This is a genomic window from Rhodopseudomonas boonkerdii, from assembly GCF_021184025.1.
GTDB classification, from domain to species: Bacteria; Pseudomonadota; Alphaproteobacteria; order Rhizobiales; family Xanthobacteraceae; genus Tardiphaga; species Tardiphaga boonkerdii.
The window spans coordinates 5258002-5283479 of sequence record NZ_CP036537.1 but is presented as its reverse complement, the minus strand read 5'-3'; the positions used below and the strand labels follow the sequence as shown (position 1 = coordinate 5283479).

Genomic DNA, 25478 nt, shown 5'->3' with positions numbered 1-25478 from the left:
GACCCGGCCGCTCACCACAAAAGCTTTTCAGCACGGCAAAACAGAGCCTAACGCCGCAGAGAATGGAGATGCCACCGCGCCGCAGCGCAAGCGCCGCTGCAGTGTGTCCACATGGCCGCTGGTATGAGGCGGACCGCTGCCCAATGGCGCTTTCTCCGAGATACTCGGCTTGCGGACGCTCTCAATCCTCATTAGCCGCGTTCAAGCTTACCCTTATAAAGGCAGTGAATGGCGCCATATCAAAGTTTTGTTGGTGAAGAGCTGGCGATTACGACAACTCGGTGCGAAGGCCCGCCGTCCTTGAGATGTCGGGATTTGGACGGTCGAAAATCCCAGGAGGACAACAGTGCAACGTTTTGAAAATCTGATCGATGGGAAATTGCGGCCGGCGGCTTCTGGGAAATGGATGCCCAGCCTCGACCCGTATCGCAATGAAAATTGGTGCGAGATTCCGGATAGCGATCAATCCGACGTCAATGCCGCCGTGGCGGCCGCTAGGACCGCATTCGGATCGTCGCAATGGGCAGGCATTTCGGCGACGGCGCGGGGCGCTATGCTTCGCCGCGCCGGAGACCTGATCTCAGCCAATGCTGAACGGCTGGCAGAGCTTGAGGTGCGAGATAACGGCAAGCTCATCAATGAGATGTTGGTTCAGCTGAAGACTATTCCTCAATGGTTTTACTACTATGGCGGATTGGCCGACAAAGTTGAGGGCGGCGTCCTTCCGATCGACAAGTCCGACCATTTCGTCTTTACAACCTGGGAGCCGTTGGGGGTTATCGCCGCAATCACCGCCTGGAATTCTCCGCTGCTTCTTCTCGCCTGGAAGCTCGCCCCCGGTCTCGCGGCTGGAAATACGTTCGTGATCAAGCCCTCGGAATATGCGAGTGCGTCCACGATTGCATTTGCGGAGCTATTTGAAGAAGCGGGTTTTCCAGCGGGCGTCGTGAACGTGGTCTGCGGCACCGGGCAGGGTGTCGGCGCTCCACTGGTCGCCCACCCAGACGTGGCGAAAATCGCCTTCACCGGCTCGGACGCCGCTGGTAAAGCCATCAACAAGGCCGCCGCCGGTGATCTCAAGCACGTAACGCTGGAGCTTGGCGGGAAGTCGCCCAATATCGTGTTCGAGGATGCAGACCTGGATGCGGCGGCGGCAGGCGTTGCTTCCGGGATCTTCGCGGCGGCGGGCCAGACATGTATCGCAGGATCGCGTCTGCTTCTCCAGCGCTCGGTCTACGACCTGTTCTTGTCGAAGATTCGTGAACTGGCGGAGGGCGTGAAGATCGGCGACCCGCTCGATCCGGAAACGCAGATGGGCCCTCTTGCCAATCTGCCACACTATCAGAAGGTGATCTCCTGCATTGCGGACGCGAAGAAGGAAGGGGCAGTCGTTGCGTTCGGCGGCGAGCCCATCAAGTACGCAACTGGCGGTCTGTTCGTCCAACCGACCATCTTCCGAGACGTGGATAACGCCTCGCAGCTTGCTCAGCGCGAAATCTTCGGACCGGTGCTGGCGGTTATCCCGTTTGATGACGAAGCGGATGCTCTGCGGATTGCCAACAACTCGAATTACGGACTTGCCGCCGGTGTTTGGACCAAGGACATGCCTCGCGCGTTCCGTATGTCAAAAGGACTTCAATCGGGCACGGTCTGGATCAACACTTACCGCGCACTGAGCTTTATGGCTCCCTTCGGCGGAGTGAAGGACAGCGGTCTCGGACGTGAGAGCGGCCAAGACATGATCAAGAGCTACATGCAGGTCAAAACGACGTGGATCAACAACGCGAGCGAAAGGCCTGCAAACCCTTTCATCATGCGGTTGAACTAAGTCCCGTCGCGCCGCGCATCTTCCGCCAACAGCAAATCCGCAACGCCACCCGTGGACGTCATGGGTGGCGTCGTCGCGGGATGTGTAACCTTGCTATGAGCTGCGACGAAACGCCTCATCGGTCAGGCGAATGACGGAATTCCGGATATCCATTAGCTTTCACGCCCCCCGAGTGGAGACTGCGCCCAAACCGACAACAATGTCAGGGACGGGAAATGCAGACTGCGGGGATAACTCCAAACACCACCAATTTGAACGCAGGCGCGCGTCTTGATCGCTTGCCGATTTGCTCATTCCACTGGCGCATCTTGGCGCTCATTGGGGCAGGCATGTTCCTCGATGCTTTCGACATCTACCTCGCCGGTGGTGTCCTCGGCGCGGTCCTGAAGGAGGGATGGTCTACCCTCGAACTAAACGCCACATTCGTTTCTGCGACATTCGTCGGCATGACGATCGGTGCGTGGTTTGCGGGCATCCTGGGCGACCGATACGGGCGGCGATTCACCTATCAAATCAATCTTGCGATCTTCGGACTTGCCTCGCTGGTGGCCGCGTTTGCGCCGAACATGACGTGGCTCATCGCATGCCGCTTCGTGATCGGCATTGGGTTGGGAGCCGAGATCGTCGTTGGCTACGCAACATTGACGGAATTCGTCCCGGCATCCTCTCGGGGGCGATGGATCGGACTGCTCGCCGTCATCACCAACTTCGCGCTCTTTGCGTCATCGATCATTGGCCTGTGGGTCATTCCCACTTTCGGATGGCGATATATGTTCGGCATCGTGGGTGTTCTCGCGATGGTCATCTGGGTGATGCGAAAGTCCATGCCGGAATCTCCGCGCTGGCTGGCTGAGAATGGACTTACGGAAGAGGCCGAACAGGTTCTGCGCGCAATCGAAACCGAAGCGTCCAAAAAAGGACCGCTTCCGCCCGTGACCGAGATCGCGCGTGACACATCTCCTGCCGGATCAGTCTGGAAGCTGTTTCTGCCGCCATTCCTGAGCCGCACCCTGCTTGGCTGTCTTCTGCACGTCGTCGTCGGGTTCAGCCTCTACGGCTTCATAGGGTGGCTCCCCACGTTCTTGATCAAGGGAGGGCACAGCGTCGTATCGTCGCTCGAGTTCACGACCCTGATGTCGCTCGGTGGACCTATCGGCTCGTTCATTGGGTTGTTGCTGGCCGATCGCATTGGTCGCAAGGCCTCGATTATCGGTTCGTCCCTAGTCGCGGCGGCCTTGGGCTTCATCTATCCGTTCATGGGAGATGGCGCAGGTCTCATCGTCGTCGGCTTCTGCTTGGTCTCGGTGATCTACGTGATGCTGGCCACAGGGTTCGCGATGCATGTTCCGGAACTGTTTCCGACAAAGTATCGACTGCGCGGAACGGCGATCAGCGCCACCGCCGGTCGCATCGCCACGGCAATCGTCCAGTTCGTCGTGGTCGCCATCTTCGCCTGGAAAGGCCTGTTTGGAGTTCTCGCAACGCTCGCCGGAATACTCGTATTCCAGGCCGTCATCTTCCTGATTTTTGGCTTCGAAACCAAGGGACGCGGCCTTGAGGACGTCGGCAACGTCGATGCGGACGACCGTGTCACTGCGCAGACGACCGCGCGTGTAAGCGCTTAATTGAAGCTCTCGCAAACCGCTTGGACTTGATTGCGAAGCCAGCGGTTTGCGTTGCTCTGGTCGTAGCGGCGATGCCAGTACATCAACCACGAAAAGGGCGCGGACTCGAAGGGGACATCGAACATCTTCAGATCCGCGTCCATGAGTACAGCGGCAAGCTGGCCCGGCATCACCGCAATCAAATTGGTTTTCTTCAACACATGAGGAACGACGAGCCAGTGAGGGACATTGAGAACGATTTTGCGCTCGCGACCGATTTCGCCAAGTACGTCATCGACGAATCTCAGGTCCGTGGGGCTCATCGAGACCTTCATATGTTCCTGCGCAATGAAGTCCTCGAACGAGATGGTTTTGGATCGCGCGACGGGATGCGACTTCCGCATGATGCAAACCATGCGATCCCGCAGCAACTCCTTGGATCGGATGGCATTGGAGTGATCGAGCCCCATGCTGATTGCGAGATCAACCTCATCTCTTTCGAGAGCGTCGATCGTCTGAGCTGGCGGCAGATGCAGGACGTTATATCCAATCGACGGAGCATTCCGGCTCTGGGCCATGAGCTTCGGCAACAGAAGGCACGCCAGAATATCCGACATCCGCATCGTGAAGGTTCGTCTGGTCGCTTCCGGATCGAAGCCCGCGTCGCTTTCGAGAACCCGTTCAACCTGCCGCAGGAGTTGGCGAAGCGGATCGACCAGTTCGAGCGCTCGCGGCGTAGGCGTCATTCCTGTCGCTGTTCGCACGAGGAGCTCGTCCGAAAACATCCCACGCAGACGGCTAAGTGCGTTGCTCATGGCCGGTTGGCTGAGGCCGACCTTGTCGGACGCTTTGGTGACATGTCGCTCAGACAGCAAAGCGTCCAGCGCCACCAGCAAGTTCAGATCGATCGATCGCAGGTTCACGTCGCGAATTCCTCTCTACTATTCATAAGACGAATAAAACAAGAAGACAAATCCATTTTTGAAATATGCGCATCGGACCTATCAAGCTCCCATAACGTCAACCGAGGGAAGTCAAATGAGCTACGAAGAAATCAAGAATGAAGTGAAAGTCTGCATGTTCGACCAGTACGGTACCGTGGTCGATATGCAGGGCGGCCTCGTCAAAATCGCGACTCCGTTTCTCAAGGAGAAGGGCTGGACGGGCAACCCGAACTCGTTCGTCACCTGGTGGCGCCGTACGCACTTCGAAAATTCGATGATCGACGCGCTACTTCACCGCGAACACACGCCGTATCGCGAAATCGGCCATCGTGCGGTCTCGCAGGTGCTGGACCGCTCGGGCATCAAGTACACCAAGGACGAGGTCAAGTATCTCGTCGGCGAGATCGAAAAGCTTGAGTGCTTCCCTGAAGTTCCGGAAGCTCTGGCGAAGCTCCAGACCAAGTACAAGCTCGTGGTCCTTTCCAACGGCGATCCGGACATGCTGGAAACCGCCAAGAAGTATCACAAGGTGCCGTTCGACAAAGTGATCTCGGTTGCCGAAGCGAATTCGTTCAAGCCGCACCGAGCTACCTACACCAAGGCCGCCGAGATCCTCGGCCTCAAGCCGGAGCAGATCCTCTTCGTTGCGAACCATGCGTTCGACGTGATCGGCGCCAAGTCGGCCGGTATGCGCAGCGCGATGATCAATCGTCGCAACCGTCCGTTCGAGCAGACGCCCCACCAGCCCGACATCACCGTTGAAACCATGAAGGATCTTGCGGATGCGATCGTCTGACAACGAGCCGCTCTCTGGCGTTCGAGTTCTTGATCTCTGCCGCGTGGTCTCCGGACCTTTTGCGACGATGCACCTCGGCGATCTCGGGGCGGACGTTGTCAAGATCGAGGATCCCCGTAACGGCGACGAAAGTCGCCGCTACGGCCCCCCATTCGTTAACGGTGAAAGTTCGTACTTCCTCTCCGTCAACCGCAACAAGAGAAGCTGCACCGTCGATCTCAAGTCGCCTGCGGGGCGCGACGCAGTATTGGCGCTTACTCAAAAGGCCGATGTCGTGATCGACAATTTCCGGCCGGGCACCCTCGATCGCTGGGGCCTCAGCTTTGACGCGATGAGCAAGAACAACCCGCGTCTACTCCAGTGCAGCATTTCCGGATTTGGACGGACCGGCCCCGACGCCAATCGCCCGGGATACGACCTGATCCTGCAGGGAGAATCCGGCGTCATGGACATCACAGGTGATCCTGTGGGGCCGCCGATGAAAGTCGGCACCTCGATCGCAGACCTTGTGACCGGTCTTTACGCGTCGCAGGCCGTTCTGGCCGCGCTCATGAAGCGCGAGCGGAGCGGGAAGGGCGGCCGCGTGGATGTATCCATGCTGGACGCTATGGCGTCACTGCTGACTTTCAACGCGGGCATGTACTTCGCGACCGGCGAAAGCCCGAAGCGACGCGGCAACGTCCATCCGACGATCAGCCCGTACGAGACCTTCCAGGCGAGCGACGGATGGATCAATGTCGGCGTGGCAAACGACAAATTTTGGGGCCTGTTCTGCGACGTGATCGATCGCAAGGATCTGGAAAAGGACCCGCGCTTCGATCAGGCCCCCAAACGTGCGGCGAACCGCGCGATTCTCGTCGAGTTTTTGCACCCGATTTTTCTTGGCAAGAGCCGCGAGGAATGGCTCGGACTTCTGGGCAAAGCCGGGATTCCGTGCGGTGCGATACGGACGGTCGGCGAGGTCTGTGAGGCTCCGCAGCTCATCGAGCGCAATATGGTCCAATCGGTCGAACACAAGGTTGCAGGAGACGTTAAATTCGTCGCCAGGCCGATCCGCTTCGACGACGAAGCCCCCGCGGATTCCACTGCGCCGCCGCTGCTCGGAGAGCATACGTTCGAAGTTTTCGAGAACTGGCTGGGATGGTCGAGGGCGCAATTCGACAAACTGGCCGAGGGCGGAGCTTTCGGCCCGAACAGGACCGAGGCCGCCGAATAGTGAGGAAAACGATGGTTGAGAGCGATGTAAGAGGTCTCATCGAGGCGGCCGTCGGGGACGGCCGCCATGAGTTCGGTTCATTCTTCCTGTCCCGGTTTTTTGGAATGGAGGTGGCATACGGCCATGACGATTGCACCGTGAAGTTCGAGGTGAAACCCCATGCGTACAATCCGCAGGGGTCCCTCCATGGTGGCGTCCTTGCGACCGCTCTCGATATTTCGATGGGACATCTCTTGCATCACCAATTCGGTGCGGGTGCGACCATTGAGATGAAGGTTCAATACCTTGCATCAGTTCGTTCTGGACCGGTGACGTGTCGCGCGACCTTTCTCAAGAAGGGACGCAAGACCTTCTTCCTGCAATCCCTCGCCACCGATCAGTCAGGTGAGGCCATCGCGCATGCGACATCGACATGGAAATTGATATGAGAACGGTTGTCGAGCAGCTCAAGGAGCTTCTCGGACCGCAGTGCATTACCGATCCGGAGATCGCCCAACAGTATCTTTCCGATTGGCGCGGGTTGGTCCATGGCAGCGCGGCCTGCGTGCTTCGCCCGAGTTCAACCAAGGCGCTATCGCAAGCCGTTCAAATCTGTCACGCGATGGGGACGGCGATGGTCCCCCAAGGCGGCAACACCGGTTTGGTCGGAGCAGCGACTCCAGACGCTTCCGGAAAGCAGGTCCTTGTCACGACCGGGGGCCTGCGGACGATCCGCAAGGTGGACAATGTCGATCTGTCGATCGTGGCCGAAGCTGGAGTTACGATTGCCGATCTGCAAGCCGCCGCCGAGGAAGCAGATGCGCATTTTTCTCTATCGTTTGCCTCGGAGGGGACAGCGACCCTCGGAGGGGCGCTCGCAACGAATGCTGGCGGCATTTCGGCCGTTCGCTATGGAAGCGCTCGCGACCTTCTTCTGGGGATCGAGGCTGTCCTCCCGGACGGTCGCATATGGGACGGACTTCGCAGCCTGCGGAAAGACAACGCCGGGTACGCTTTGAAGCATCTGTTTGCGGGTTCGGAAGGCACGCTCGGCTTCATTACGGCGGCGAACATGAAGCTCGTGCCGGCGCCCGTCGTCAGGGAAATCGCATTCTGTGCCCTTGAGACCGAAGATGACGTTCTGCGTCTCTGGGTAAAGCTCCGGTCCGCAGCCGACGGGAACGTTCGCGCGATCGAATACCTGTCAGGTCCTTGCATTGATTTGGCGAAATCTCATGGTCTCCGCTCGCCCGTGGAGGCCGCATCCCACTATGTATTGATAGAACTGACGTCATCCCGGCAAACGGACGGCTTGAAAGATTTGCTCGAAACCTTCCTTGCTGATGCCATCTCGGACGGTCTGGTCGTTGACGCCGCCATTGCTCAGAACGTGGATCAGCAGAAGCAGTTCTGGCGGTTGCGCGAAGACCAGACCGAACTTCAGAAGAAAGCCGGGCGAGATATCAAGCACGATGTGTCTGTGCCAATCGCGCAGGTCGCTAATCTACTCAAGCATGGTCGATCACAGCTCGAGAAGGCTTTTCCGGAGGCGAACGTCGTACCTTTCGGGCACGTCGGCGACGGCAACATCCATTTCAATGTCATTTTCCCGGTAGATGGAGAGCTTGCGCCGACCTCGGAAAGTATGCGGGCCGTGAACGAGATCGTGTACGGGACGGCCATTGACCTCGGCGGATCGTTCTCTGCGGAGCACGGCATCGGTCAGGCTAAAACCGAACTCCTTCAAGCCCATCGCTCGGCGACCGAGCTTAGTCTCATGCGGAGCCTGAAGGTGGCGTTTGATCCGGATCTGCTGATGAACCCCGGCAAGTTGTTGAACCTCTCGCAATCGAACTGAGCCACTTCCTGCTCAAGAAAATACGACGAGAACTGGCGGATAAGCTCAATGAAAGCGGTCTATTTTCTCGGAAATCGCAAACTCGAAGTGCGAGACGTGCCCGATCCGACTCCGGGACCCGGGGACGTCATCATCGAGATCAAGGCGTCCGGTATGTGCGGTAGTGATTTAAAATACTACCGCGCGGCCGACGGAGCGGCCTCCATCGGTCTGGGGAAGAAGTCGGACAAACCCATCATTGCCGGACACGAACCATGCGGCGTTGTTGTTGAGGCCGGTAAGGGCGTTCGGAGCCCATTGGCCAGGATCGGCACACGTGTGATGAACCATCATTACGCAGGCTGTGGGTGCTGCCACCAGTGCCGAGGCGGTTGGACCCAGATGTGCGACGACGGATCGACGACCTTTGGCGCGAACGGCGATGGCGCACATGCCAAGTTCATGCGCGTCCCCGCAGACTCGATCATTGCGCTCCCGGCGGATTTGTCCTTTAAGGCGGGCGCCGCCATTTCTTGCGGTACCGGCACGGCGTGGGGCGGTCTGGATCGCCTGGGACTACGTGGCAACGAGACCATCGCGATCTTCGGCCAAGGCCCGGTCGGGTTGAGCGGAACGCAACTCGCGGCGGCGATGGGTGCGCGAGTGATTGCGCTCGATATTGATGAGGGCAGGCTACAGCGAGCCAAGGAATTCGGAGCAAGCGAGATCATTGATTGTTCGGCGTCATCGCCTCTGAGACCAAATGAGGGACTTCACGAAAGGAGGATTTCTGGTTCATCGTAGCCGTCAGGAGCGAAGATGAAGCAGAAATCCGAACTGGGCAAAGCGCCCGCAGAACAAGTGCTAAAAGATATCCGGCGGCAGACGCGTCGGCAGTATTCGGCGGAAGAGAAGATCCGTATCGTGCTGGAAGGACTGCGCGGCGAGGAGAACATCTCCGAGCTGTGCCGCCGCGAAGGCATTGCCGCCTCGATGTATTACGGTTGGTCGAAGGAGTTTCTGGAGGCCGGCAAACGCCGCCTGGCGGGTGACACGGCCCGTTCCGCCACGTCCGGTGAGGTGAAAGACCTTCGCCGCGAAGCCTCCGAATTGAAGGAGGTGGTGGCCGACCTGACCCTGGAGAACCGCCTGCTCAAAAAAAGCATGAACGGGGCTGGGGAAAACGAGGCATGAGGTATCCAGCATCCGAGAAATCCGAAATAATCGCGCTGGTCGAGCAATCGCATCTGCCTGCCAGGCGCACGTTGGAAAAGCTCGGCATCCCGCGAGCCACCTTTTATAGATGGTACGATCGCTATCGCGAGGGTGGCATCGAGGCGCTGGCCGATCACCGCTCCAAGCCGGACCGGGTCTGGAATCGCATCCCGGACGATGTCCGCGGTCAGATCGTCGATCTGGCACTGGAACACCCCGAGCTGTCGCCGCGAGAGCTGGCGGTGCGCTTCACCGACGAGAGAAAATACTTTGTCTCCGAGGCTTCGGTCTATCGGCTGCTGAAGGCGCACGACCTGATCACCAGCCCCGCCTATGTGGTGATCAAGGCGGCTAATGAGTTCAAGGACAAGACCACGGCGATCAACCAGCTTTGGCAGACCGACTTCACCTACCTCAAGATCACTGGCTGGGGCTGGTACTATCTATCGACGGTGCTCGACGACTTCTCTCGTTACATTGTGGCCTGGAGGCTTGGTCCCACCATGTGCGCCTCCGACGTCACGGCCACGCTCGATCAGGCGCTTGCCGCCTCAGGCCTGGACCACGTCAATATAAAGCAGCGGCCACGGCTTCTGAGCGACAACGGATCAAGTTACGTCGCGGAAGATCTGGCCACCTGGCTCAAGGGCAAGGATATGCAGCATGTGCGCGGTGCGCCGTATCATCCCCAGACCCAAGGCAAGATCGAGCGCTGGCATCAGACCTTGAAGAACCGCATCCTGCTCGAGAATTACCATTTACCGAGGGACCTCGAACGTCAGGTCAGCGGCTTCGTCGAACACTACAACCATCACCGCTATCATGAGAGCATCGACAACCTCACGCCTGCGGATGTTTACTTCGGCCGAGCCGAAACCATCCTGACTGAGCGTGCGCGCATCAAACGTGAAACCATTGCAAACCGCCGCTTGCAGCATCGATTGCAAGCCGCTTAAACTTTAACCCTAGATGAGCCAGATCCTCCCTTCTCGAAATGCCTGAGCGGTCTCAAATTATCTGACGACGAACAATCATTGATGCCCGTAGAGACGACTTGGTATCTGCCGTCAGAGACCTGACGGGAGGTTTCGGTGCCGAATGTACGATGGATTGCTCCGGCACCGCCGTTGCCAGATCCGCGGCCATCAAATCCGTTCGGAAGTGGGGCCGTGTTGTTTTCCTTGGTGAAGGCGGCGACGTCACGATCGACGTCAGCAATGATATGAACAGAAAGCAGCTATCTGTTTTTGGAAGCTGGACGTTCAGCAAGAACGGGCAGGCTGCGTGCGCCCGCTTTGCTTCGGAGCGGAAACTGGACATCGACAGCCTGTTCACACATTCGTGGGCGCTCCAGAATGCGGACGAGGCTTATCGTCTATTCGATACCCAGACGACAGGGAAGGGCGTGTTGGTTCCTTGACCTTCGACGCGTTGGTTAATCGAGCTCCCATGTCTGGATCGCGTCGATCAACGACCTGTCGGACCTTCGATCGGGTACAACAAGAGCGCGAGCCCGACGGACTCAGGCCTCGGAAGAGGCGCTGAGCAGGCGGACATCAATTTCTTTGCGTTTTATCTGCTCTAGCGTGTCCGCCCGCGCGGATGACGCAACCACCACCAAGGCGGTGACCCTTTCCGGAACGCGACGCGCGATCTCGTGGGTGACGTATCCGCCCAGCGACAAGCCGATAAGGACGAAATTGTCGGGAACCTCTTTGATCGCGATAGCGGCCATTTCGCCAATGCTTGGCGCCGCAGCCGAGGCCTCCATAGTAGATGGCCTAAGACCTGACAGCTCGGATTAGACGAAGGACCACAGTTCTCGGTCGAGCATAAAGCCCCGTACAAACGCGTGTGTCATTCAACTTCCGATGCAGACGGCATTGTGTACCTGTGAAGCCAGATCGGATCGGTGAAGGCGATGATTTACGCGGCCGTGAAGGGCGTTAGTCGATGGCATGGCGCCAACGCCCTTCCAGAACGTCATTCCTCGGTGGCTAGCCCTCGGCCTGGGCCTGTCCGAGTAGGGCGGATCTGAAGCGGAATGCGATGGCAGCACCATCCCGCATCGGCACAGTCCGGGGCTGATCGCCTGCCTCGATTTTCAGCACGGTAAAGGTGAGGTGATCGGACGTCTGGATCGATTTTTGAAGATCCTCGATACCATTCTGATCACGTAGCGTCCGAACATGTTCGAAGCCGACCGCCGCGGCTACCGCCGACAGATCAGTGCCGAATCCGGTCGCAGTTTTCTGCATACCCGTTTCGGCATACTGCTCGTTGTCGAGGACAACGATGTGCAGGTTTGATGGCTTGTGCTGGGCGACGGTGCAAAGACTACCCAATCCCATCAGCATTTCGCCGTCCCCGGTGAAAACGATGACGGTTCGCTTCGGCTGGGCCAATGCAAGGCCAAGACCGACCATCACCGCAGATCCCATCGCTCCCCAATTGTAAAAATTCAGCGGGTGATCGCCTGCGGCATACACATCGTAAACCGGCGAGCCAAGGCCCGCGACTGCAATCCCGTCTGCGCGATCAGAAAGTATAGATGAAACGGCTTGTCGACGCTTGATCATTTGATACCCCAATTCTTACGTCCGATCATTCTCTGCGAGATCAGCACCGCAACTGAACGTTTTGAGAAAAACGCGTGGTCGATTGCGCCTGAAACGATGTCCGAAGTTGCGCTCTCGTCGTCGAGACGAAAGGTGTCAAATCCCATCAACTCCAACGCAGCTGGCGTTCGCTTCCCCATAGGAATTTGTGTCGGAACGAACTCTGCGAATTCCCCGCGCATGGTGACCAGAAGCACCAGGGGAAGACGACAGCCCTCGGGGAGCGAAAAGAGATTGAGACAATTTCCGACGCCACTCGACTGCATGAGAAGCACACTTTTGATGCCGCCCAGCCAGAGACCAGCCGAAAGACCGACGCCCTCTTGTTCACTGGTCAAGACGGTTGTCGAGATGTCTGGGTCGTTTGCGCAGAGCGAGATCAACCCTTGGTGGCCGCCGTCCGGAACGTAGATGACGTGACTAACCCTCGTCGCTTTGAACGTGGCGTACGCATCGCGTTGCCATGGTCGGGTCTTTTGATCGGGATTGTCATGCGCTGCCATTGCAGATCTTCCTCCTGTCGCTGCGAACCCCGTCCGCGGAGACGTGGAGGGGCGTGAACGAGCACAAAGACAGCAAATCTGCGACCGACGGAAATCTGATTTCCATCTAAGCGTATAAGGGGGATCAATCGGTCTCGGAATTGGGTAGGCGTTTTTGCCCATATGAACGCTGAATATTGGGATCAAGCTTTTCAATTGGACCACATGGCAGTCCGCGGCCACGGTCATTCCCAACAAGAACGGAATGGGGAGAAAGCCTCTGCGTCGGCATTGACCGCAGGAGGACGATGATCCGATGCCAGTTGCATCCCCGGTGCGTTCCAACATTGGGAGGATCGAACTTGCGTGCGCTTTTGTCTGTTGCCGTCATCCTGGCATTGACGTCCTACTCGACGAGATCGATATCGGCGGCAGAATGGCCGACTAAGATCGGGAAGATCATCGTCCCGTACGGACCGGGAGGAGGCGTCGATAGTTTCGCCCGTCCGATCTCGTCGGTACTGAGCGAGCAACTTCCGCACAGGATTATCATCGAGAACCGCTCAGGTGCGGGGGGAACAATTGGCGTGCTCGCGGCCGCAAAGGCTGCTCCGGACGGAAACGTCCTTTTGGCTGGTGGCGTTCACCAGCCTATGGCTGAAGCCGTGTACCCATCACGTGGCTATCGCATCGACAAGGATTTCATTCCGATTGCGATTACGGCTGATGTTCCGAACGTTCTAGTGGTCCCAGCGAACTCTCGATTCAAGACCGTGTCCGATATCGTCAAGGAAGCGAAACAAAACCCCGGCAAATTGAGCTACTGCTCGTCTGGAAATGGCACTTCCCAGCATATCCTTGGCGAGATGTTCAAACGGAAGGCCGGGGTGGACATTCTTCACGTGCCATATCGCGGTACGGCCGCAGCGATCACCGACCTAATAGCTGGCGTGTGCGACATGATGTTCGACGGGATGGGGACGTCGGCACCTCAGATCGAGGGCCAGAAGCTTAAAGCCTTGGCACTGACCGTCACCAAAAGGTCGTCCCGCTTTCCAGACATTCCGACAATTACCGAGGCCGGAGGGCCGGAGCTGGATGCCTCGATCTGGTATGCGATCTGGGCACCAGCTAATACCCCGCCGGATCTCGTTGCCAAGATCCGCGGTGCAGTTAAAGGCGCACTGACACAGCCTGCCGTCCTCAAAGCATGGGAAGTGCAGGGCGCCGTCGTGCCGCAGATTTCCGACGAGGATATTGTTGGCTTCGTCGATCGTGAGACTGCAAGCTGGACGAAAACGGTGACCGAACTGGGCATTAAGATGGAATAACGGCGAGACGACATCGTCGGAATTAGTTGGCTCAATGTCGATATACGGAAAAGGAATGCACGGACGCAGCAAGAATCTGCTGGCGGAAATGCTAATATTGAAAGCGCGGAACGCAGATGTTGCGGTTCTTCCGCGCCATAGATGGTTAAGCTTTCGCTGCGCGCTCGGTCACCGGTGAAATCCTCATGGACGGCGTTTCCGTCCGGAAGAGAACCTTTTGCACAACGTGTCGGGTCTCAAGGATCCGTTCGGCTGCCGCAATCGCGCTCGCTACGGCATCTCGTGGGGCATGCTTGGCACAGCCGATACTGCATGGAACGCGCCCGCCATTACACCGCAAGCAATTCAATCGTCCGCTCGCCGCCACCTAACTGGTGCAGAAAAAGCTCGCCGGCATGCTCACCGATATCTCCCTCCACCTGCAGTACCCGCTCCACGTCGGCCGTCTGATTCATTTGGCGGGAGCGCCGTCTGACTATCCGGGTGGTGCGCCGCTGGCGGATCTGTCGCTGTTTCCGAGCTAGGCTCGCCACGGGGGGGGGAGCATGGCGGTGTTTTGCATCTTGTCCGCATTGTATATGAACTTTGCCGTCCAGCTGCAGACGAGTGCAGTTTGCGCCAGCACAGGCGAGCATCAACACAATCGGGTTAGCAGATGACCTATAGACAAACATGAGCACTTCGTGCCGGACCTTGCGTTCGCCTACGTGCCGGGTTCCCATCAAGATGGGTGGTGTGAGCGACGGCCATTGTTAGGGGCGCACGGCGCTTTTGAACGCCGCAGAAAGGGCGTCAACCGCTTCCCGCGCTCGACCATCCCTGACCCTTGTATGTAGTAGGATTGGCAAGCACGGTAGATCGGGAAGACCGAGCTTTGCGCCTATGTCAATCGCGCCGAGCGGCAACATACGCGGGGCGAGCGCGGCCACGCCAACCCCGGCCATGACCGCCGCCGAAACGGCCCCGACGCCACCTCCGACGAACACTTCCCTCCACGGTATGCCGGCCTTATCGAGAAGCTGTAGAGCGATGGCACGCACACCGCAGGGCTCTGCCATAGTTGCGATGGACAGAGGTTCGCCCACCCGATGGTGCCACCCAGGCGATGTAAACCAACCGAATTTTTCCTCCGCGAGGATTTCACCCCCGGCCCGACCATCCTGCAGGCGGACGATCACCGTATCGAGTTCACGCCGATCGAAACTTTGAAGTAAGTCGCCGGAGGATCCGATACGGATCTCGATCAATAGCTGCGGATCGAGGGCGTTCATCCGCGCAATCAGAGCGGGGAGCTCCGGTCCCGCGACGTGGTCGCTGATGCCGATACCAAGGCGCTGCCGAGGTTGCGTCATCACCGCAAGCGCACGGTCATGCACGCTAATGAGTTCGCGGGCGATCTCCAAAAACGTCGCTCCTTTCGCGGTGATCTCCATGTATCGGGGCGTACGCTCGACGAGACGGCAGCCAAGCCGCGTTTCGAGTCTCTTAAGCTTCAGGCTTATGGCGGCCTGCGTCGTGTTCAGCGCGTCTGCAGCGCGAGTGAAGCTGCCAAGGTCGGCCACACGGACGAAGGCTTGGACGGTGTCCAGATCGAGAGGCTGTTCCATGATTTTGGATCGCTATTTCTGAAATAACCCGACATAGCGTTCCAGAGTAGCGGAATGCGCTTACTGTGAAAGCTTCCGAGACAAAAGGATCAACGATGCCTCTAACACATATCTCGCTCCGCTCGGGCAAGCCGGAAGCCTATCGGCAAGCCATCTGCGACAGTTTTCATCAAGCGATGAACGAAACCTTCAACGTGCCGGAGGACAACGACTTCGCCATCATTACGGAGCATGAGTCGGCGAACTTCCGTTACGACGCGTCTTTCCTCGGTATTGCACGCACCGACGATCTGGTCTTCATCAAAATCACCGCAAACAATACGCGCACCATCGAGCAGAAGAAAGCGCTGTTCAAACGCATCGCGGAATTGCTTAGCGAAAACCCTGGTCTGCGGCCCGAGGATGTCTTTATCTCGCTCGTCGAGGTCGAGAAGGAGAATTGGTCGCTCGGCAACGGCATCGCGCAATACGCATGACGTATCTCTGCATCGCCATGGGGCGCGCATAGCCCAATTTTGGCATTGCGTCACCGGCGGTCGCGCTGAATGCGCGGCCGCCGAGATCACGTCAAAGCGCGCCGCGTCGTTGATCCTCGCTCAGCTTCAAAATGCGCCGTTGGGTAATCGTGCCCGGTTGCACCCGCTCCCAGAGCGTTTCGGATCCCGATTCCTTGGCGCGTCGCTCCTCGCGCCTCATCCAGTCCTCGGCAGACCTGATCCGATTGGGGTGAATCCGATCCAGCAATGCGTAGTCGCGGGTAATGATGTTGTGTTTCCACTGATTCCAGAAGCCGGTGAAGTTTTCTTGGAAACTCATCGTGCTCTTGTCGGTGGGGTCGGCATTGTAGCCGGCCGGCTGCGCGGCGATGGCCTGCATCGGCGCGAAATAAGCGGTTATGTCGGTGTCAACATAGCGTGCAGGGCAACCCGTAACCCGTTCGAACGCAGCGGCCAGATCGGCATAGCGGACATGCTCGATGGCAACTTCAAGATCCATGCCGTTAGAGCGCTCCGGATTGTCGAACAGCCATCGAACATAATAGGCACAATCCTCAAGTGCGACATGAACCACCGCTCCGTCGCCCAGAGGTACGCGCCAAGTCAAGACGCCATCCTCCATCCGCGGCGTCATTGGCGTTCCGCCCGAAAAAGCCATTTCAATGTAGGGCCCGCTGGTGAACAGGGCGGCGCCCATGTCGCTGCTGCCAGATCGGCTTTGGCTCAAAATCCATTCGCCAATCCTGCCCTTGCCGTCGTAGTGCCCGGTGCGGAACGCAGAGTTGTAACCAGCTTTTTTTAGTGTGTAGTCGAGATTGCCGTAGACGAAAAACTTGATCCGCTCTTCTAAGGCGATCTCATAGGCTCGGATAGCCCAATACATTTCGGTTTTCTCGCCAGCATTGAAGCCGTCGAGGTTCATGAATACGCCGTCGCAGGCCTGCATACCCTGCCGTAGGATCGCTTCATCCGCGAAAGTGCCTTCCAAGAAATTTACGTCCCCCATGGTTGCCAACGACTTGGCGCGTGCGGAGGAAGAATCGCGCGTCAGCGCGAGAACTGAATAGCGGCCATCGCCGACTAGACCCCGCACGACGGGAATACCTTGGGCACCGGTGGCCCCGATCACGAAAATTCGAGATAACTGAGACATGCGCAACTCCTCGAACATTGCCGACGAAGCAATTAGCTCTTATCATGAGAGTGATCAACTCTTATAATGAGAGCGACGTCATCATGGGGCAGGTAAAGTGAGATCCAACGGTCTTGAGGGCATGAATTGCTCGGTAGCCGAGGTGATGGAGGCCATCGGCGATCGTTGGGGGCTGATGATCATGCGCGACCTTTTGCTTGGTCTTTCCCGCTACAACGATCTGCAAACATCGAGCGGCGCGACCAACGCGACCTTGTCCGATCGTCTGAAGAGACTTGAAGAGACGGGGCTCGTCGAGCGTCGCCTCTATCAGACCCGTCCCGATCGATACGAATACCTGCCGAGCAAACGTGGGCAGGATATCGTCCTTCTGATTCAAGCGATGATCCAGATCGGCGATAGGTGGCGCCTGCAGGAAAAGCGCAAGATCCCGCTGCGATTTGTCGATGGGGATTCGGGTTTCACCCTGGCGCTGGTGGCGGTCGATGCGGCCAAAAAGGTCGCGAAGGATCAGCCGACATTGGCCATCGAAGTCGGTCCTGGCGCGGATGACCTTATGCGGTGGCGTGTCACGCAAGGACGGGAGCAACGCATCGCGCGCGCCGCGGCTGCGGGGCGTCGACGCCAGCAATTACGAGCGCCATAACAGCAGGAGAAAGCGACAACGCAATGGGCGCCCTGCTGGATCTGGGATGACTTCCACTGCGCCCATTGCGGTGAAATGACGGGTGACGATGGCCACCGTGAGTAACAGTGCTGCGACGCAAGATCCAGGGCCGTCCTGAAAGCGGGATGCAACGCTGAGCGCTGCACAGCAGAATGCCATCCCGAGAACGATCGAGACAAAAACGAGGTCGAGCGACCAACGTAAGTGTCTCGGAACATCAAGGGCCCACATCCCCATAGGCCAACAGGCCTGATGCCGGGAGCCGCGTGACTAATTGGCCGCCGTCAGCGCGTCGGCGATCGGCCCTCATGGCCGAGGCCCCTGTCAATCGCCACCTGACCAGTCAGACAGAAATATCGACCGTCACTGAAGATTCGCACTTGCGTTCGAGATCGCCGACCTCGACCAGTAAGCCCGCACTTTGATCCCGCATAGCTAGCGTGCTCAGCGACGCGCTGTCTCTATCGCGCTCGTTCACTAAGCGAATTGTTTGGTCGCAAAGAAGCGCCAGTTCTCTACGGCCGCGAGGCGGTGCGGCGCAGCCTTCGTGCGATACGCATCCGTGTCCATGATCAGTTTCAAATCCGCCAAGCGCGCATAACGGACCACGACGATCTGATCCCAGTCGTCTCCGGCGTCCGTGAGCAGTCCGGCGACGCGGTTTCCTGCATAAAGGAGTTCGGAGGTCACTCCCAATTCCTTGGCGATCTCGCGGAACGCTTGCGCGTAGCCTTCGAAATAAGCCGCTTGCGCCGTCGGTTTGCCGCCAACGAATCCTTCAGGATATTGCGGCGTCTCTCGAAACCAGAGCAGGTTGACGAGAGCGACGGGGCTGTTGCCGATTGTTGAAATCGCGGATTCCAGCGCATGCGGAGACATCTCGTTCATATTCATGGGCAACCTCGAATCTGACATTTTATCGGAATTTGTCATGTCGTCATGACTAATTGACATTTTCCGACCAATTGTCAAGATTCGGGGATCATGAAGAAGGAATCGAAGGAAAACAGCGCGATAGAAGCGGCGACGGCCGTTTTCACGCGTTTCGGATACGCAAAGACGACGATGGGAGACATTGCCGCCGAGGCGGGCATGTCTCGCCCCGCATTGTATCTACTGTTTCCGGACAAGCAGGCCGTTTTTGATCGCGTCATCGAACGCATGGATCGCGAGAAGCTCAAAGAGCTTCGAGAAGCGCTTCCTGGACTCGAAGGGATCGCCGCGAAGCTTTCGCACGCCTGCACATCGTGGGGACTTGATGGCGTCCAGCTTGCCGAAATACATCCAGATTCCGCAGACCTGTTCGATCTGCGGTTCAGCGCCGTCAAAGCCGTCTACGCCAACTTCCAGGCATTGATTACCGAACTCATCCAAGATGCCGTCGCCCGCTCGACTTTGCGAGCGAAGCCGGAGGATGTTGCCCGGACGATCGTTCATTCGCTAAGAGGACTGCGCGAAGGGGCAACAGGCGTCGATGACATGCGTCGCTTGATCGATGTCCAGGTCGCAATCCTCGTCGCGGCTCTCGCACCGGACTCCACGTAGAATTGCCGCTTGCCAGCTCGGCATTTCGTGCTATTTGAGCCGCGTCGAAAAAGGCAGGCACGGTTTCGGTAGGCCCGCGCCCCTCCGTCCTTCCGGAGGCTCTCCTCTTTGCTCCGCGAATTCTTGCGGACCTTAGAACCCCCGACGATCCCCGCCGCGGCTCTGGCCGCGCGGTGGTTCGTCCGTGTGGTTGTCGATCGGCATCTCGCTCCGGACGATTCCAAACCGGAGGCACCTCGTGCAAGATGCCGTCTCAACTTCGCCGCTGCGGTCCATCATGGCGAACCGCACCGTTCTACTCGCCGTCTCGCTGTTTCTCAACGTAGCGGGCTTCACCATCATCCTGCCGGTGATCCCGTTTCTGGTCGGGCAATATGTGCGCCACGACCTCATCGGACTTTATGTCGGACTCATCGTCGCCGTATTCGCACTCTGCTCATTCTTCGCAGCACCGGTGCTTGGGTTTCTCAGCGACCGGTATGGGCGGCGTCCGATCCTCCTCGTGTCACTGTTGGGTTCAGCCGCAGGCTATCTGATCTTCGGATATGGCGGCGCGCTGTGGGTGCTATTCCTCGGCCGCATCATCGACGGCTTCACCGCTGGAAGCATCAGTACGGTTTATGCGTACGTGGCCGACGTCCATGAACCGGCTGATCGCGGCCGCATCTTCGGTATGCTCCGCGCGGTAGCGGCCCTGGGCTTTATGTTTGGATCCGTATTGGGGGGCGCGCTCGGCGCCGTTGCGCCGACGGCACCTCTGTTTACTGCAGCCGCCGTCACGCTGGCGAACGCCGCGTGGGTCCCCGTGCTCCCAGTATGCTAGGGAAGTTGGGCGCTTTTGCTTAGCGCGACTTTCATCGTCGTCGAAAGCGCTGGTCTTGCTCTCTGGGCGAAAGCTTAGTCCTGTAACGCTCAAGACGACGTGTGGTGCGGAAGGAAGCGAACGATCACTGCAATCGTCGTGCGGCGTTGGCCTGCGCGTCGCGGATCAGACCGGCATACATATTCTCCTTCCCGGGGTACCAAGGCATCGTGCCGATCGAGCTGAAGCCGGGAATTGACTCCATGTGCGCGACCATACGAGCGCGCGTGCGCGTATCGGGAAGCGGGCCGATCATCGCCTGGACATTATCGCTCATGTGGTCGGGATTGGATGTGCCACAAAGTACGCTGGTTACGGCCGGGTGCGCCAGGACCCATTTCAGGAAAAACTGCGCCCAACTGGTTGCGCCGAACTCCTGCGCAAAACCCGGTAGCGGCCGTCCCTCGACCACCTTCATCAGCCGTGCCTTTTCGAGCGGCAGATTGATGAGCACACCGACTCCCTTGTCGGCCGCAGCCGGAAGCAGGCGGCGCTCGGCGTCGCGGTTGAAGATGGAGTAGTTGGTCTGGATAAAGTCGACATCGTCGCGTTCAACGATGTTCGTCAACTGATCCTGGGCTGCCGATTCATGATGGGTGACCCCGACATAACGAATTAGGCCTTGCCGCTTCCAGGCCTTCATGAGTGGGATAACGACAGGCGCATTGGTGATGCTGTGACATTGCATGAGATTGATCGTGGCGCGCCAGGTGCGTAGCCGCGATTGCCGAAAGCTTTCCTCAGCGCGGCTTTCATCACCTAAATATTCTCCGGTGGCCCAGACCTTGTTGGCGAGGAACATCCCATCGGATCCCGCATACCCGCCCATGAACTGGCCCACGCTGAGTTCGGCCGAGCCGTAGAGCGGCGATGTGTCGATCACGCGACCGCCAGCGGTGACGTACCGTTCGAAAACCTGCCTAAGAGCGTCGCGCCGATCACCGGGTTTCAGGTCGAAGGTAAGGAAGGTGCCGAGACCCAAGGCTGTGACCCGTTCGCCCGTGCGTGGCACGGTGCGGGTCAGTACATCTTGGCTCGATCTCGCAGCGGACGGGGCAGCGTCCGTCGTCTGGATCTGTGCTGAAGCCCGACCAGCTATGCCAAGACCGGTTGCCGCCGCGCCCATTGTGCTCAAAAAACCGCGTCGATTGATTTTCGATTGGTCCATGAATTTTATCTTTCTAAATTGTCAGAATTGCCAATTGGCGGGCACCCAAGCGTATGCGCCGTCCGTCTTGAGCAGCCGACCGAGCCCAGGGAACGGGAAGTGGAAGCCAAGCACGGGTATACGGTCGGTCGCTGCCCTGTCGAAGATGCGCCGACGGGAGGCTAGGGCCGTCTCCTTGTCGCGATCTGGGCCCGGGATCCAAGGCCTGTCCACGTTGACGACCGGGTGATAGGCAAGGTCTGCCGTCAGCAGCAGCTGGTCGTTGCCGGAATGAACGAGAAACGTCGCCATCCCCGGCGTGTGCCCGGACGCGACAATCGTCGTGAGGCCCGGGATAATCTCGGCGCCGGCCTCATAGAGCGCGAGCTCTTTTTTGGCCGGCTCGAGGCTATTCTGGATGGCTGCCGCGAAACGCGCGCGGAAATCCTGTGGCACGGGCATGTAGGAAAGGTCTGGATCGGTGCGCACGAAGAAGTCCCAATCCGCTTTCGGCACGAACACGGTGGCGCGTGGAAAGGCCTTGCCGCCGTCGGCCGTTCGCAGATTACCCACATGGTCGGGATGGGTATGCGAGATGACGATCGCGTCAATATCCGCCGCACTGAGTCCGATCGCCGCCAGGTTTTCAAAGATGCGACCGCCATTCGGCCCCATCGTCTTGCCTGCGCCGGCCTCGATCAGGATCCGCCGCCCGCCGGTTTCGATCAGCAGTGTGTTGAGGTTGAGATTCATGTGGTCGGTGGGAAGAAATGCGTGCCGCAGCACCGCTCGAAGCTCCGCCTCGGGCGCGTCGCTCGCATAGACCCGCGGGGGGCCGCTGATGACGCCGTCGCTCAAGACGGTCGCCCGGATGTCGCCAACTCGGAAGTGGTAGTAGCCAGAATTCCCGCCGAGCGAGGAAGCGGCTTGTGCCTTCGCGCGACCGGAACCGCCGATGGGCGGGACAACTAAGCTCGATGCACCCGCGGCGGCAGACAGCATAATGGTGCGTCGGTTCAGGGTTAAGGCGTTCATCGTTTTTCCGTTAATTGCGCACGCCCCTACATTCCGGCCTGGCGGCCAGTGGGCGAAAGAAGGCGGCTCCAGGTTCGCTGCCGTCAACGATGACACGACGATATTGAACCGATAAGATGCGCAGTTATGATCGGCTTGGTAAGACACGCTTCGCAATGAACCCGGTTCGGCTCGACAGCTTCGATGTGTTCGTCTCAATCGTCCGCTGCGGTGGCTTCCGGGCGGCGGCGCTTGAGCGCGGGGTGTCTTCATCGGCGTTGAGCCAGACGATAAACGCCTTGGAAGAAGCACTCGGCATCCGGCTCCTCAATCGCACGACGAGGAGCGTTTCGCCTACGGAAGCAGGGCAACGCCTGCTTCAACGCTTGGCCCCTGCGTTGAGCGACATCAGGCTTGCCATCGCAGAAGTCGATGAATTGCGGGACAGCCCATCCGGAACCCTAAGAATTAACGCACCGGGGCCTGCTATCGATCATATCCTGTGCCCGCTGGTGTTCCACTTCATGGACGCTTACCCCGACGTCAAAATCGAGATCATCAGCGATGCGGCGGTGATCGATATTGTCGAACAAGGCTTCGATGCCGGTGTCAGATTCGGCAACCAACTTGCGCAGGACATGATTGCACTCCCGCTTGGCCCCGCGCTTAGGTACTCGATTGTCGCCTCACCCGAATACATCAAGAGTTGGGGCGAGCCACAAACGCCGCACGAACTCGGTGGTCACGATTGCATTAAAAGACGTTTTCCTGGCGGAGCGCTGGTTACTTGGCGATTCACCGAGGGGAACGAGGATATCGAAGTCACTCCGATGGGCCGCTTGACGGTCAGTTCTGCGCACAATGAATTGCAAGCCGCACTGGCGGGTAGAGGGATAGCTCACATCTTCGATGACTACGCGAAACCGTATGTCCAAAGCGGCCGCTTGGTAGAGCTTCTCTGCAACTGGAGCCCCATCTTGCCTCACTGGTTTCTCTACTATCCCAACCGCCGTCTTCCCAGCGCCGCCATGCGCGCCTTTCTTGACTTCATGCAGAGCTATAACTGGAAGGCGACGAACTGACGCGGCTCCTGCTGACGTCAGACCATCAACTGATAGCTCAGGACATTGAGATAACCGGCGACTGATGAGACGAGTGACAGTAGGTCGCGGCGATGATTGTTTAAACAACAACATGCTCTCAGGTCGCCGCGAAAGAGCGAGCATGCCGCCAGCCACTTTGTACGATATATTCCGGACCAACTACCTATGAGCTGTTGAGAGCATTACTCAGACTGGAATGTCCCCTCAAGGGTCGAAAACGTCTCGCGGAGGTAGGCCGAGGGTGGACGTTTTCCGTTGTCGTTGCTCCAAGCGTCGACTGCGAGCCGCAGCGCGCCCACAGTGACCATTGCAGCAACACGCAAGGACTTTCGATGCTTCACCTGAGGCCACTTCTCGCAAAGCGCTTCGAAGATTGCTTGCTCCTGGGCAATGTACTTCGCGTGGCTCGCCGACATGAGCGCAGGGCTCGATCGAATGACCCGGTCCAGCACGATGCTTTGATCTGAATGATAGTTACTGGCTAGTTTTAAAAGAGCATTCTTCACCGTGTTGACCGGCGTTTCGTCCGAAGGTTCGGCGATTACAGCGGCGCGCATCAGGCTCGTGAAATTGCTCTGCCAAACCAGAATGATGTCTTCTTTGGATTTGAAGTAATAGAAAAACGTCCTTCGGGAAATTCCAGCTGCTTCGGCAATGGCCTCCAAAGTCGTGTTCTCATATCCGTCGGTCATGAACAGCCGAAGTCCGGTCTCGGCGATCCGCGCCAACGTCTCACGACGTTTGCGTTCTCGCAGACCCTCGTTCGTCTCCGGATTATCGATCGCCAATGTTAAGCCTTCGGATCACCACTTGAAATATCGCACTCAGTGCAATATTCATTGTCGCACAGAGTGTAACGTTTTGCAAGGAGTGCTCCGTGAACAATGCAGTTGAAACAGCAGGCACGACGGGCCGTGTCGTCATTACTGGGACCGGAGGATTAGGCTTCGAGACAGCGCTGGCGCTGTCAAAGATCGGCTGGAAGGTCATCATTGCCGGACGGAGCGCCGGCAAGGGAGCCGCAGCCGTCAAGGAAATCAAAGCACAGATTCCGCAAGCATCCCTTGTTTTCGAACAAGTCGATCTCGCGGATTTAGCCTCCATCGCAGCGTTCGGTCGTCGTTTGAACGCGGTTTACGACCGCATCGATATGTTGATCAACAATGCAGGGGTCATGACCCCGCCAAGGCGAGAAGTCACAGTTGACGGTTTCGAGTTGCAATTCGGGACTAACTACCTCGGACATTTTGCCCTGACGTCGCACGTGCTCCCGCTATTGCGCAGAGGCACCGCACCAAGAGTGATCAGCGTATCAAGCATCGCCAACCGTGGTGCGCGGATCAATTTCGATGATCTACAGAGCGAGCGCTCGTACAAAGCCTTCGAGGCTTATGGCCAGTCGAAGCTCGCACAGTTGATGTTCGCATTCGAGCTACAGCGGCGCAGCCAAGAGAACGGATGGGGTGTCGCAAGCCTAGCAGTGCACCCGGGCTTGGCGCGCACGGAGCTCATTCCGAACGGCTCCGGAAAACTAAGCACCTCGTTCCTGCTGCGTCAGTTGCTGTGGTTCGTTTTTCAATCCCCGGCTCAAGGCGCATATCCAACCCTGTTTGCAGCCACGTCCTCCGGGGCGAAACCGGGAGGTTACTACGGGCCAGACCGGTGGAGCGAGATCCGCGGCAACCCGGCGCCTGCGCGAATTCCGGAGCGTGCGCAAAATCGCGGGGATGCCGCTCAGCTTTGGGATTTGTCGCAGGTTTTAGCAGGAGTTTCCTTCGGAGAGCCGCATGCCGAGCATTCACCGGCTCGACAAACGGCATCGGCCTGACCGACGCCGCAGACAACTTCGGAAATAATCGCGACATGCGGCCGCCCTTTAGTGCCGCGACATCAATTCGGTCGGCGGGCGCATCTGATGTTCGGTGACGCGAAACGATTTTCCCCTCCGATGCCGCGACACAATGACGCCAACACACAACTTGCAAGATCGCACTGAGTGTAAATAAGATTACACCCAGTGCGATATAAAGATC

General features: G+C 58.2%; 27 protein-coding genes and 1 pseudogene. 17 read left to right on the top strand and 11 right to left on the bottom strand.

The window, feature by feature from the left end; genetic code table 11:
* Positions 1-346: 346 nt before the first annotated feature.
* Both E0H22_RS24315 and E0H22_RS24310 read left to right on the top strand, forming a co-directional pair.
* Entirely contained in the window at positions 347-1828 is a 1482-nt protein-coding gene (locus E0H22_RS24315) for an aldehyde dehydrogenase (RefSeq protein ID WP_233023491.1), read from the top strand.
* A gap of 329 nt (positions 1829-2157) precedes the next feature.
* Positions 2158-3453: an MFS transporter gene (locus tag E0H22_RS24310; protein WP_233023490.1), complete on the top strand. Its 1296-nt coding sequence runs from the start codon at positions 2158-2160 to the stop codon at positions 3451-3453.
* Here E0H22_RS24310 and E0H22_RS24305 read toward each other — a convergent pair.
* Positions 3450-4355 carry a LysR family transcriptional regulator gene (locus tag E0H22_RS24305; protein ID WP_233023489.1) on the bottom strand — a complete coding sequence of 302 codons (906 nt, stop codon included), beginning with the start codon at positions 4353-4355 and terminating at the stop codon, positions 3450-3452. The two genes, E0H22_RS24310 and E0H22_RS24305, sit on opposite strands and share 4 nt — an antisense overlap.
* A 115-nt stretch (positions 4356-4470) precedes the next feature.
* Between E0H22_RS24305 and E0H22_RS24300 the strand changes: the two genes are divergently transcribed.
* The 7 genes from E0H22_RS24300 to E0H22_RS24270 all read left to right on the top strand — a co-directional run bounded on the left by E0H22_RS24300 (position 4471) and on the right by E0H22_RS24270 (position 10839).
* Positions 4471-5172, top strand: a complete 702-nt coding sequence (locus E0H22_RS24300; protein WP_233023488.1) for a haloacid dehalogenase type II — start codon at positions 4471-4473, stop codon at positions 5170-5172.
* Positions 5159-6388, top strand: coding sequence for a CaiB/BaiF CoA transferase family protein (locus E0H22_RS24295; protein WP_233023487.1), 1230 nt, complete (start codon positions 5159-5161; stop codon positions 6386-6388). Before E0H22_RS24300 ends, E0H22_RS24295 begins: the two co-directional genes overlap by 14 nt.
* 11 nt (positions 6389-6399) lie before the next feature.
* Complete coding sequence (locus E0H22_RS24290) at positions 6400-6816, top strand: PaaI family thioesterase (protein ID WP_233023486.1); 417 nt, start codon at positions 6400-6402, stop codon at positions 6814-6816.
* Positions 6801-8225, top strand: a complete 1425-nt coding sequence (locus E0H22_RS24285; RefSeq protein ID WP_233023485.1) for an FAD-binding oxidoreductase — start codon at positions 6801-6803, stop codon at positions 8223-8225. The genes E0H22_RS24290 and E0H22_RS24285 overlap by 16 nt, the downstream gene beginning before the upstream one ends.
* Before the next feature lie 48 nt (positions 8226-8273).
* Positions 8274-9008 carry an alcohol dehydrogenase catalytic domain-containing protein gene (locus tag E0H22_RS24280; protein ID WP_233023484.1) on the top strand — a complete coding sequence of 245 codons (735 nt, stop codon included), beginning with the start codon at positions 8274-8276 and terminating at the stop codon, positions 9006-9008.
* Positions 9009-9023: 15 nt separating this feature from the next.
* Positions 9024-10375 (top strand): IS3 family transposase gene (locus E0H22_RS24275; RefSeq protein WP_151612149.1). Its coding sequence is split into 2 segments (ribosomal slippage): positions 9024-9360 and positions 9360-10375, totalling 1353 coding nucleotides; the frame shifts between segments, so codons are not numbered across the junction.
* A 98-nt stretch (positions 10376-10473) separates the two neighbouring features.
* A complete protein-coding gene (locus E0H22_RS24270; RefSeq protein WP_233023483.1) occupies positions 10474-10839 on the top strand; it encodes a zinc-binding dehydrogenase in 366 nt (121 codons plus the stop codon).
* A 102-nt stretch (positions 10840-10941) separates the two neighbouring features.
* On the opposite strand, the gene E0H22_RS24265 is transcribed toward E0H22_RS24270, so the two are convergent.
* The 3 genes from E0H22_RS24265 to E0H22_RS24255 form a co-directional block, all read right to left on the bottom strand.
* Positions 10942-11154 carry a hypothetical protein gene (locus E0H22_RS24265; protein WP_233023482.1) on the bottom strand — a complete coding sequence of 71 codons (213 nt, stop codon included), beginning with the start codon at positions 11152-11154 and terminating at the stop codon, positions 10942-10944.
* A gap of 262 nt (positions 11155-11416) precedes the next feature.
* The gene (locus E0H22_RS24260) at positions 11417-11998 is read right to left on the bottom strand and encodes a thiamine pyrophosphate-dependent enzyme (RefSeq protein WP_233023481.1); all 582 of its coding nucleotides are present in this window, start codon (positions 11996-11998) and stop codon (positions 11417-11419) included.
* Positions 11995-12540, bottom strand: a complete 546-nt coding sequence (locus E0H22_RS24255) for a phosphonopyruvate decarboxylase (RefSeq protein WP_233023480.1) — start codon at positions 12538-12540, stop codon at positions 11995-11997. The genes E0H22_RS24260 and E0H22_RS24255 overlap by 4 nt, the downstream gene beginning before the upstream one ends.
* 341 nt (positions 12541-12881) lie before the next feature.
* Here E0H22_RS24255 and E0H22_RS24250 point away from each other — a divergent pair, with 341 nt between their 5' ends.
* Together E0H22_RS24250 and E0H22_RS24245 are read left to right on the top strand one after the other, a co-directional pair.
* Positions 12882-13850 carry a Bug family tripartite tricarboxylate transporter substrate binding protein gene (locus tag E0H22_RS24250; RefSeq protein WP_233023479.1) on the top strand — a complete coding sequence of 323 codons (969 nt, stop codon included), beginning with the start codon at positions 12882-12884 and terminating at the stop codon, positions 13848-13850.
* Positions 13851-14014: 164 nt separating this feature from the next.
* Positions 14015-14302: pseudogene (locus E0H22_RS24245) on the top strand (acyl-CoA dehydrogenase family protein); the annotation flags it as partial.
* A gap of 300 nt (positions 14303-14602) precedes the next feature.
* Here E0H22_RS24245 and E0H22_RS24240 read toward each other — a convergent pair.
* The gene (locus E0H22_RS24240) at positions 14603-15457 is read right to left on the bottom strand and encodes a LysR family transcriptional regulator (protein ID WP_233023478.1); all 855 of its coding nucleotides are present in this window, start codon (positions 15455-15457) and stop codon (positions 14603-14605) included.
* A gap of 95 nt (positions 15458-15552) precedes the next feature.
* Between E0H22_RS24240 and E0H22_RS24235 the strand changes: the two genes are divergently transcribed.
* A complete protein-coding gene (locus E0H22_RS24235; RefSeq protein ID WP_233023477.1) occupies positions 15553-15933 on the top strand; it encodes a tautomerase family protein in 381 nt (126 codons plus the stop codon).
* A 91-nt stretch (positions 15934-16024) separates the two neighbouring features.
* Here the strand turns inward: E0H22_RS24235 and E0H22_RS24230 are convergent, their stop codons facing one another.
* Positions 16025-17107: an NmrA family NAD(P)-binding protein gene (locus E0H22_RS24230; protein WP_233023476.1), complete on the bottom strand. Its 1083-nt coding sequence runs from the start codon at positions 17105-17107 to the stop codon at positions 16025-16027.
* A gap of 145 nt (positions 17108-17252) precedes the next feature.
* Here E0H22_RS24230 and E0H22_RS24225 point away from each other — a divergent pair, with 145 nt between their 5' ends.
* Complete coding sequence (locus E0H22_RS24225) at positions 17253-17753, top strand: winged helix-turn-helix transcriptional regulator (RefSeq protein WP_233026534.1); 501 nt, start codon at positions 17253-17255, stop codon at positions 17751-17753.
* Here E0H22_RS24225 and E0H22_RS24220 read toward each other — a convergent pair.
* Complete coding sequence (locus E0H22_RS24220) at positions 17739-18005, bottom strand: MHYT domain-containing protein (protein WP_233023475.1); 267 nt, start codon at positions 18003-18005, stop codon at positions 17739-17741. The two genes, E0H22_RS24225 and E0H22_RS24220, sit on opposite strands and share 15 nt — an antisense overlap.
* 246 nt (positions 18006-18251) lie before the next feature.
* On the bottom strand, positions 18252-18707 hold the full coding sequence (locus E0H22_RS24215) for a hypothetical protein (RefSeq protein ID WP_233023474.1): 456 nt from the start codon (positions 18705-18707) through the stop codon (positions 18252-18254).
* A gap of 51 nt (positions 18708-18758) precedes the next feature.
* On the opposite strand from E0H22_RS24215, the gene E0H22_RS24210 reads away from it, so the two are divergent.
* Both E0H22_RS24210 and E0H22_RS24205 read left to right on the top strand, forming a co-directional pair.
* A complete protein-coding gene (locus E0H22_RS24210) occupies positions 18759-19319 on the top strand; it encodes a TetR/AcrR family transcriptional regulator (protein WP_233023473.1) in 561 nt (186 codons plus the stop codon).
* Positions 19320-19557: 238 nt separating this feature from the next.
* Positions 19558-20142 (top strand): MFS transporter, encoded by a 585-nt coding sequence (locus tag E0H22_RS24205; RefSeq protein WP_233023472.1) that lies wholly within the window; start codon positions 19558-19560, stop codon positions 20140-20142.
* 124 nt (positions 20143-20266) lie between these two features.
* Here E0H22_RS24205 and E0H22_RS24200 read toward each other — a convergent pair whose 3' ends face one another.
* Together E0H22_RS24200 and E0H22_RS24195 are read right to left on the bottom strand one after the other, a co-directional pair.
* Positions 20267-21349 (bottom strand): aldo/keto reductase, encoded by a 1083-nt coding sequence (locus E0H22_RS24200; protein WP_233023471.1) that lies wholly within the window; start codon positions 21347-21349, stop codon positions 20267-20269.
* 21 nt (positions 21350-21370) lie between these two features.
* Positions 21371-22363, bottom strand: coding sequence for an MBL fold metallo-hydrolase (locus E0H22_RS24195; protein WP_233023470.1), 993 nt, complete (start codon positions 22361-22363; stop codon positions 21371-21373).
* A gap of 155 nt (positions 22364-22518) precedes the next feature.
* On the opposite strand from E0H22_RS24195, the gene E0H22_RS24190 reads away from it, so the two are divergent.
* Entirely contained in the window at positions 22519-23424 is a 906-nt protein-coding gene (locus E0H22_RS24190) for a LysR family transcriptional regulator (protein ID WP_233026533.1), read from the top strand.
* Between the two features lie 203 nt (positions 23425-23627).
* Here E0H22_RS24190 and E0H22_RS24185 read toward each other — a convergent pair whose 3' ends face one another.
* Complete coding sequence (locus E0H22_RS24185) at positions 23628-24233, bottom strand: TetR/AcrR family transcriptional regulator (RefSeq protein WP_233023469.1); 606 nt, start codon at positions 24231-24233, stop codon at positions 23628-23630.
* Positions 24234-24322: 89 nt separating this feature from the next.
* Between E0H22_RS24185 and E0H22_RS24180 the strand changes: the two genes are divergently transcribed.
* On the top strand, positions 24323-25273 hold the full coding sequence (locus tag E0H22_RS24180; protein WP_233023468.1) for an SDR family oxidoreductase: 951 nt from the start codon (positions 24323-24325) through the stop codon (positions 25271-25273).
* Positions 25274-25478 lie beyond the last annotated feature (205 nt).

Coding starts and splice junctions, on each gene's coding strand:
- E0H22_RS24310 (WP_233023490.1), top strand. CDS start 2,158: ATGTTCCTCGATGCTTTCGACATCTACCTCGCCGGTGGTGTCCTCGGC.
- E0H22_RS24300 (WP_233023488.1), top strand. CDS start 4,471: ATGAGCTACGAAGAAATCAAGAATGAAGTGAAAGTCTGCATGTTCGAC.
- E0H22_RS24295 (WP_233023487.1), top strand. CDS start 5,159: ATGCGATCGTCTGACAACGAGCCGCTCTCTGGCGTTCGAGTTCTTGAT.
- E0H22_RS24290 (WP_233023486.1), top strand. CDS start 6,400: ATGGTTGAGAGCGATGTAAGAGGTCTCATCGAGGCGGCCGTCGGGGAC.
- E0H22_RS24285 (WP_233023485.1), top strand. CDS start 6,801: ATGGAAATTGATATGAGAACGGTTGTCGAGCAGCTCAAGGAGCTTCTC.
- E0H22_RS24280 (WP_233023484.1), top strand. CDS start 8,274: ATGAAAGCGGTCTATTTTCTCGGAAATCGCAAACTCGAAGTGCGAGAC.
- E0H22_RS24265 (WP_233023482.1), bottom strand. CDS start 11,154: ATGGCCGCTATCGCGATCAAAGAGGTTCCCGACAATTTCGTCCTTATC.
- E0H22_RS24260 (WP_233023481.1), bottom strand. CDS start 11,998: ATGATCAAGCGTCGACAAGCCGTTTCATCTATACTTTCTGATCGCGCA.
- E0H22_RS24255 (WP_233023480.1), bottom strand. CDS start 12,540: ATGGCAGCGCATGACAATCCCGATCAAAAGACCCGACCATGGCAACGC.
- E0H22_RS24240 (WP_233023478.1), bottom strand. CDS start 15,457: ATGGAACAGCCTCTCGATCTGGACACCGTCCAAGCCTTCGTCCGTGTG.
- E0H22_RS24235 (WP_233023477.1), top strand. CDS start 15,553: ATGCCTCTAACACATATCTCGCTCCGCTCGGGCAAGCCGGAAGCCTAT.
- E0H22_RS24230 (WP_233023476.1), bottom strand. CDS start 17,107: ATGTCTCAGTTATCTCGAATTTTCGTGATCGGGGCCACCGGTGCCCAA.
- E0H22_RS24225 (WP_233026534.1), top strand. CDS start 17,253: ATGGAGGCCATCGGCGATCGTTGGGGGCTGATGATCATGCGCGACCTT.
- E0H22_RS24220 (WP_233023475.1), bottom strand. CDS start 18,005: ATGTGGGCCCTTGATGTTCCGAGACACTTACGTTGGTCGCTCGACCTC.
- E0H22_RS24215 (WP_233023474.1), bottom strand. CDS start 18,707: ATGACAAATTCCGATAAAATGTCAGATTCGAGGTTGCCCATGAATATG.
- E0H22_RS24210 (WP_233023473.1), top strand. CDS start 18,759: ATGAAGAAGGAATCGAAGGAAAACAGCGCGATAGAAGCGGCGACGGCC.
- E0H22_RS24200 (WP_233023471.1), bottom strand. CDS start 21,349: ATGGACCAATCGAAAATCAATCGACGCGGTTTTTTGAGCACAATGGGC.
- E0H22_RS24195 (WP_233023470.1), bottom strand. CDS start 22,363: ATGAACGCCTTAACCCTGAACCGACGCACCATTATGCTGTCTGCCGCC.
- E0H22_RS24190 (WP_233026533.1), top strand. CDS start 22,519: ATGAACCCGGTTCGGCTCGACAGCTTCGATGTGTTCGTCTCAATCGTC.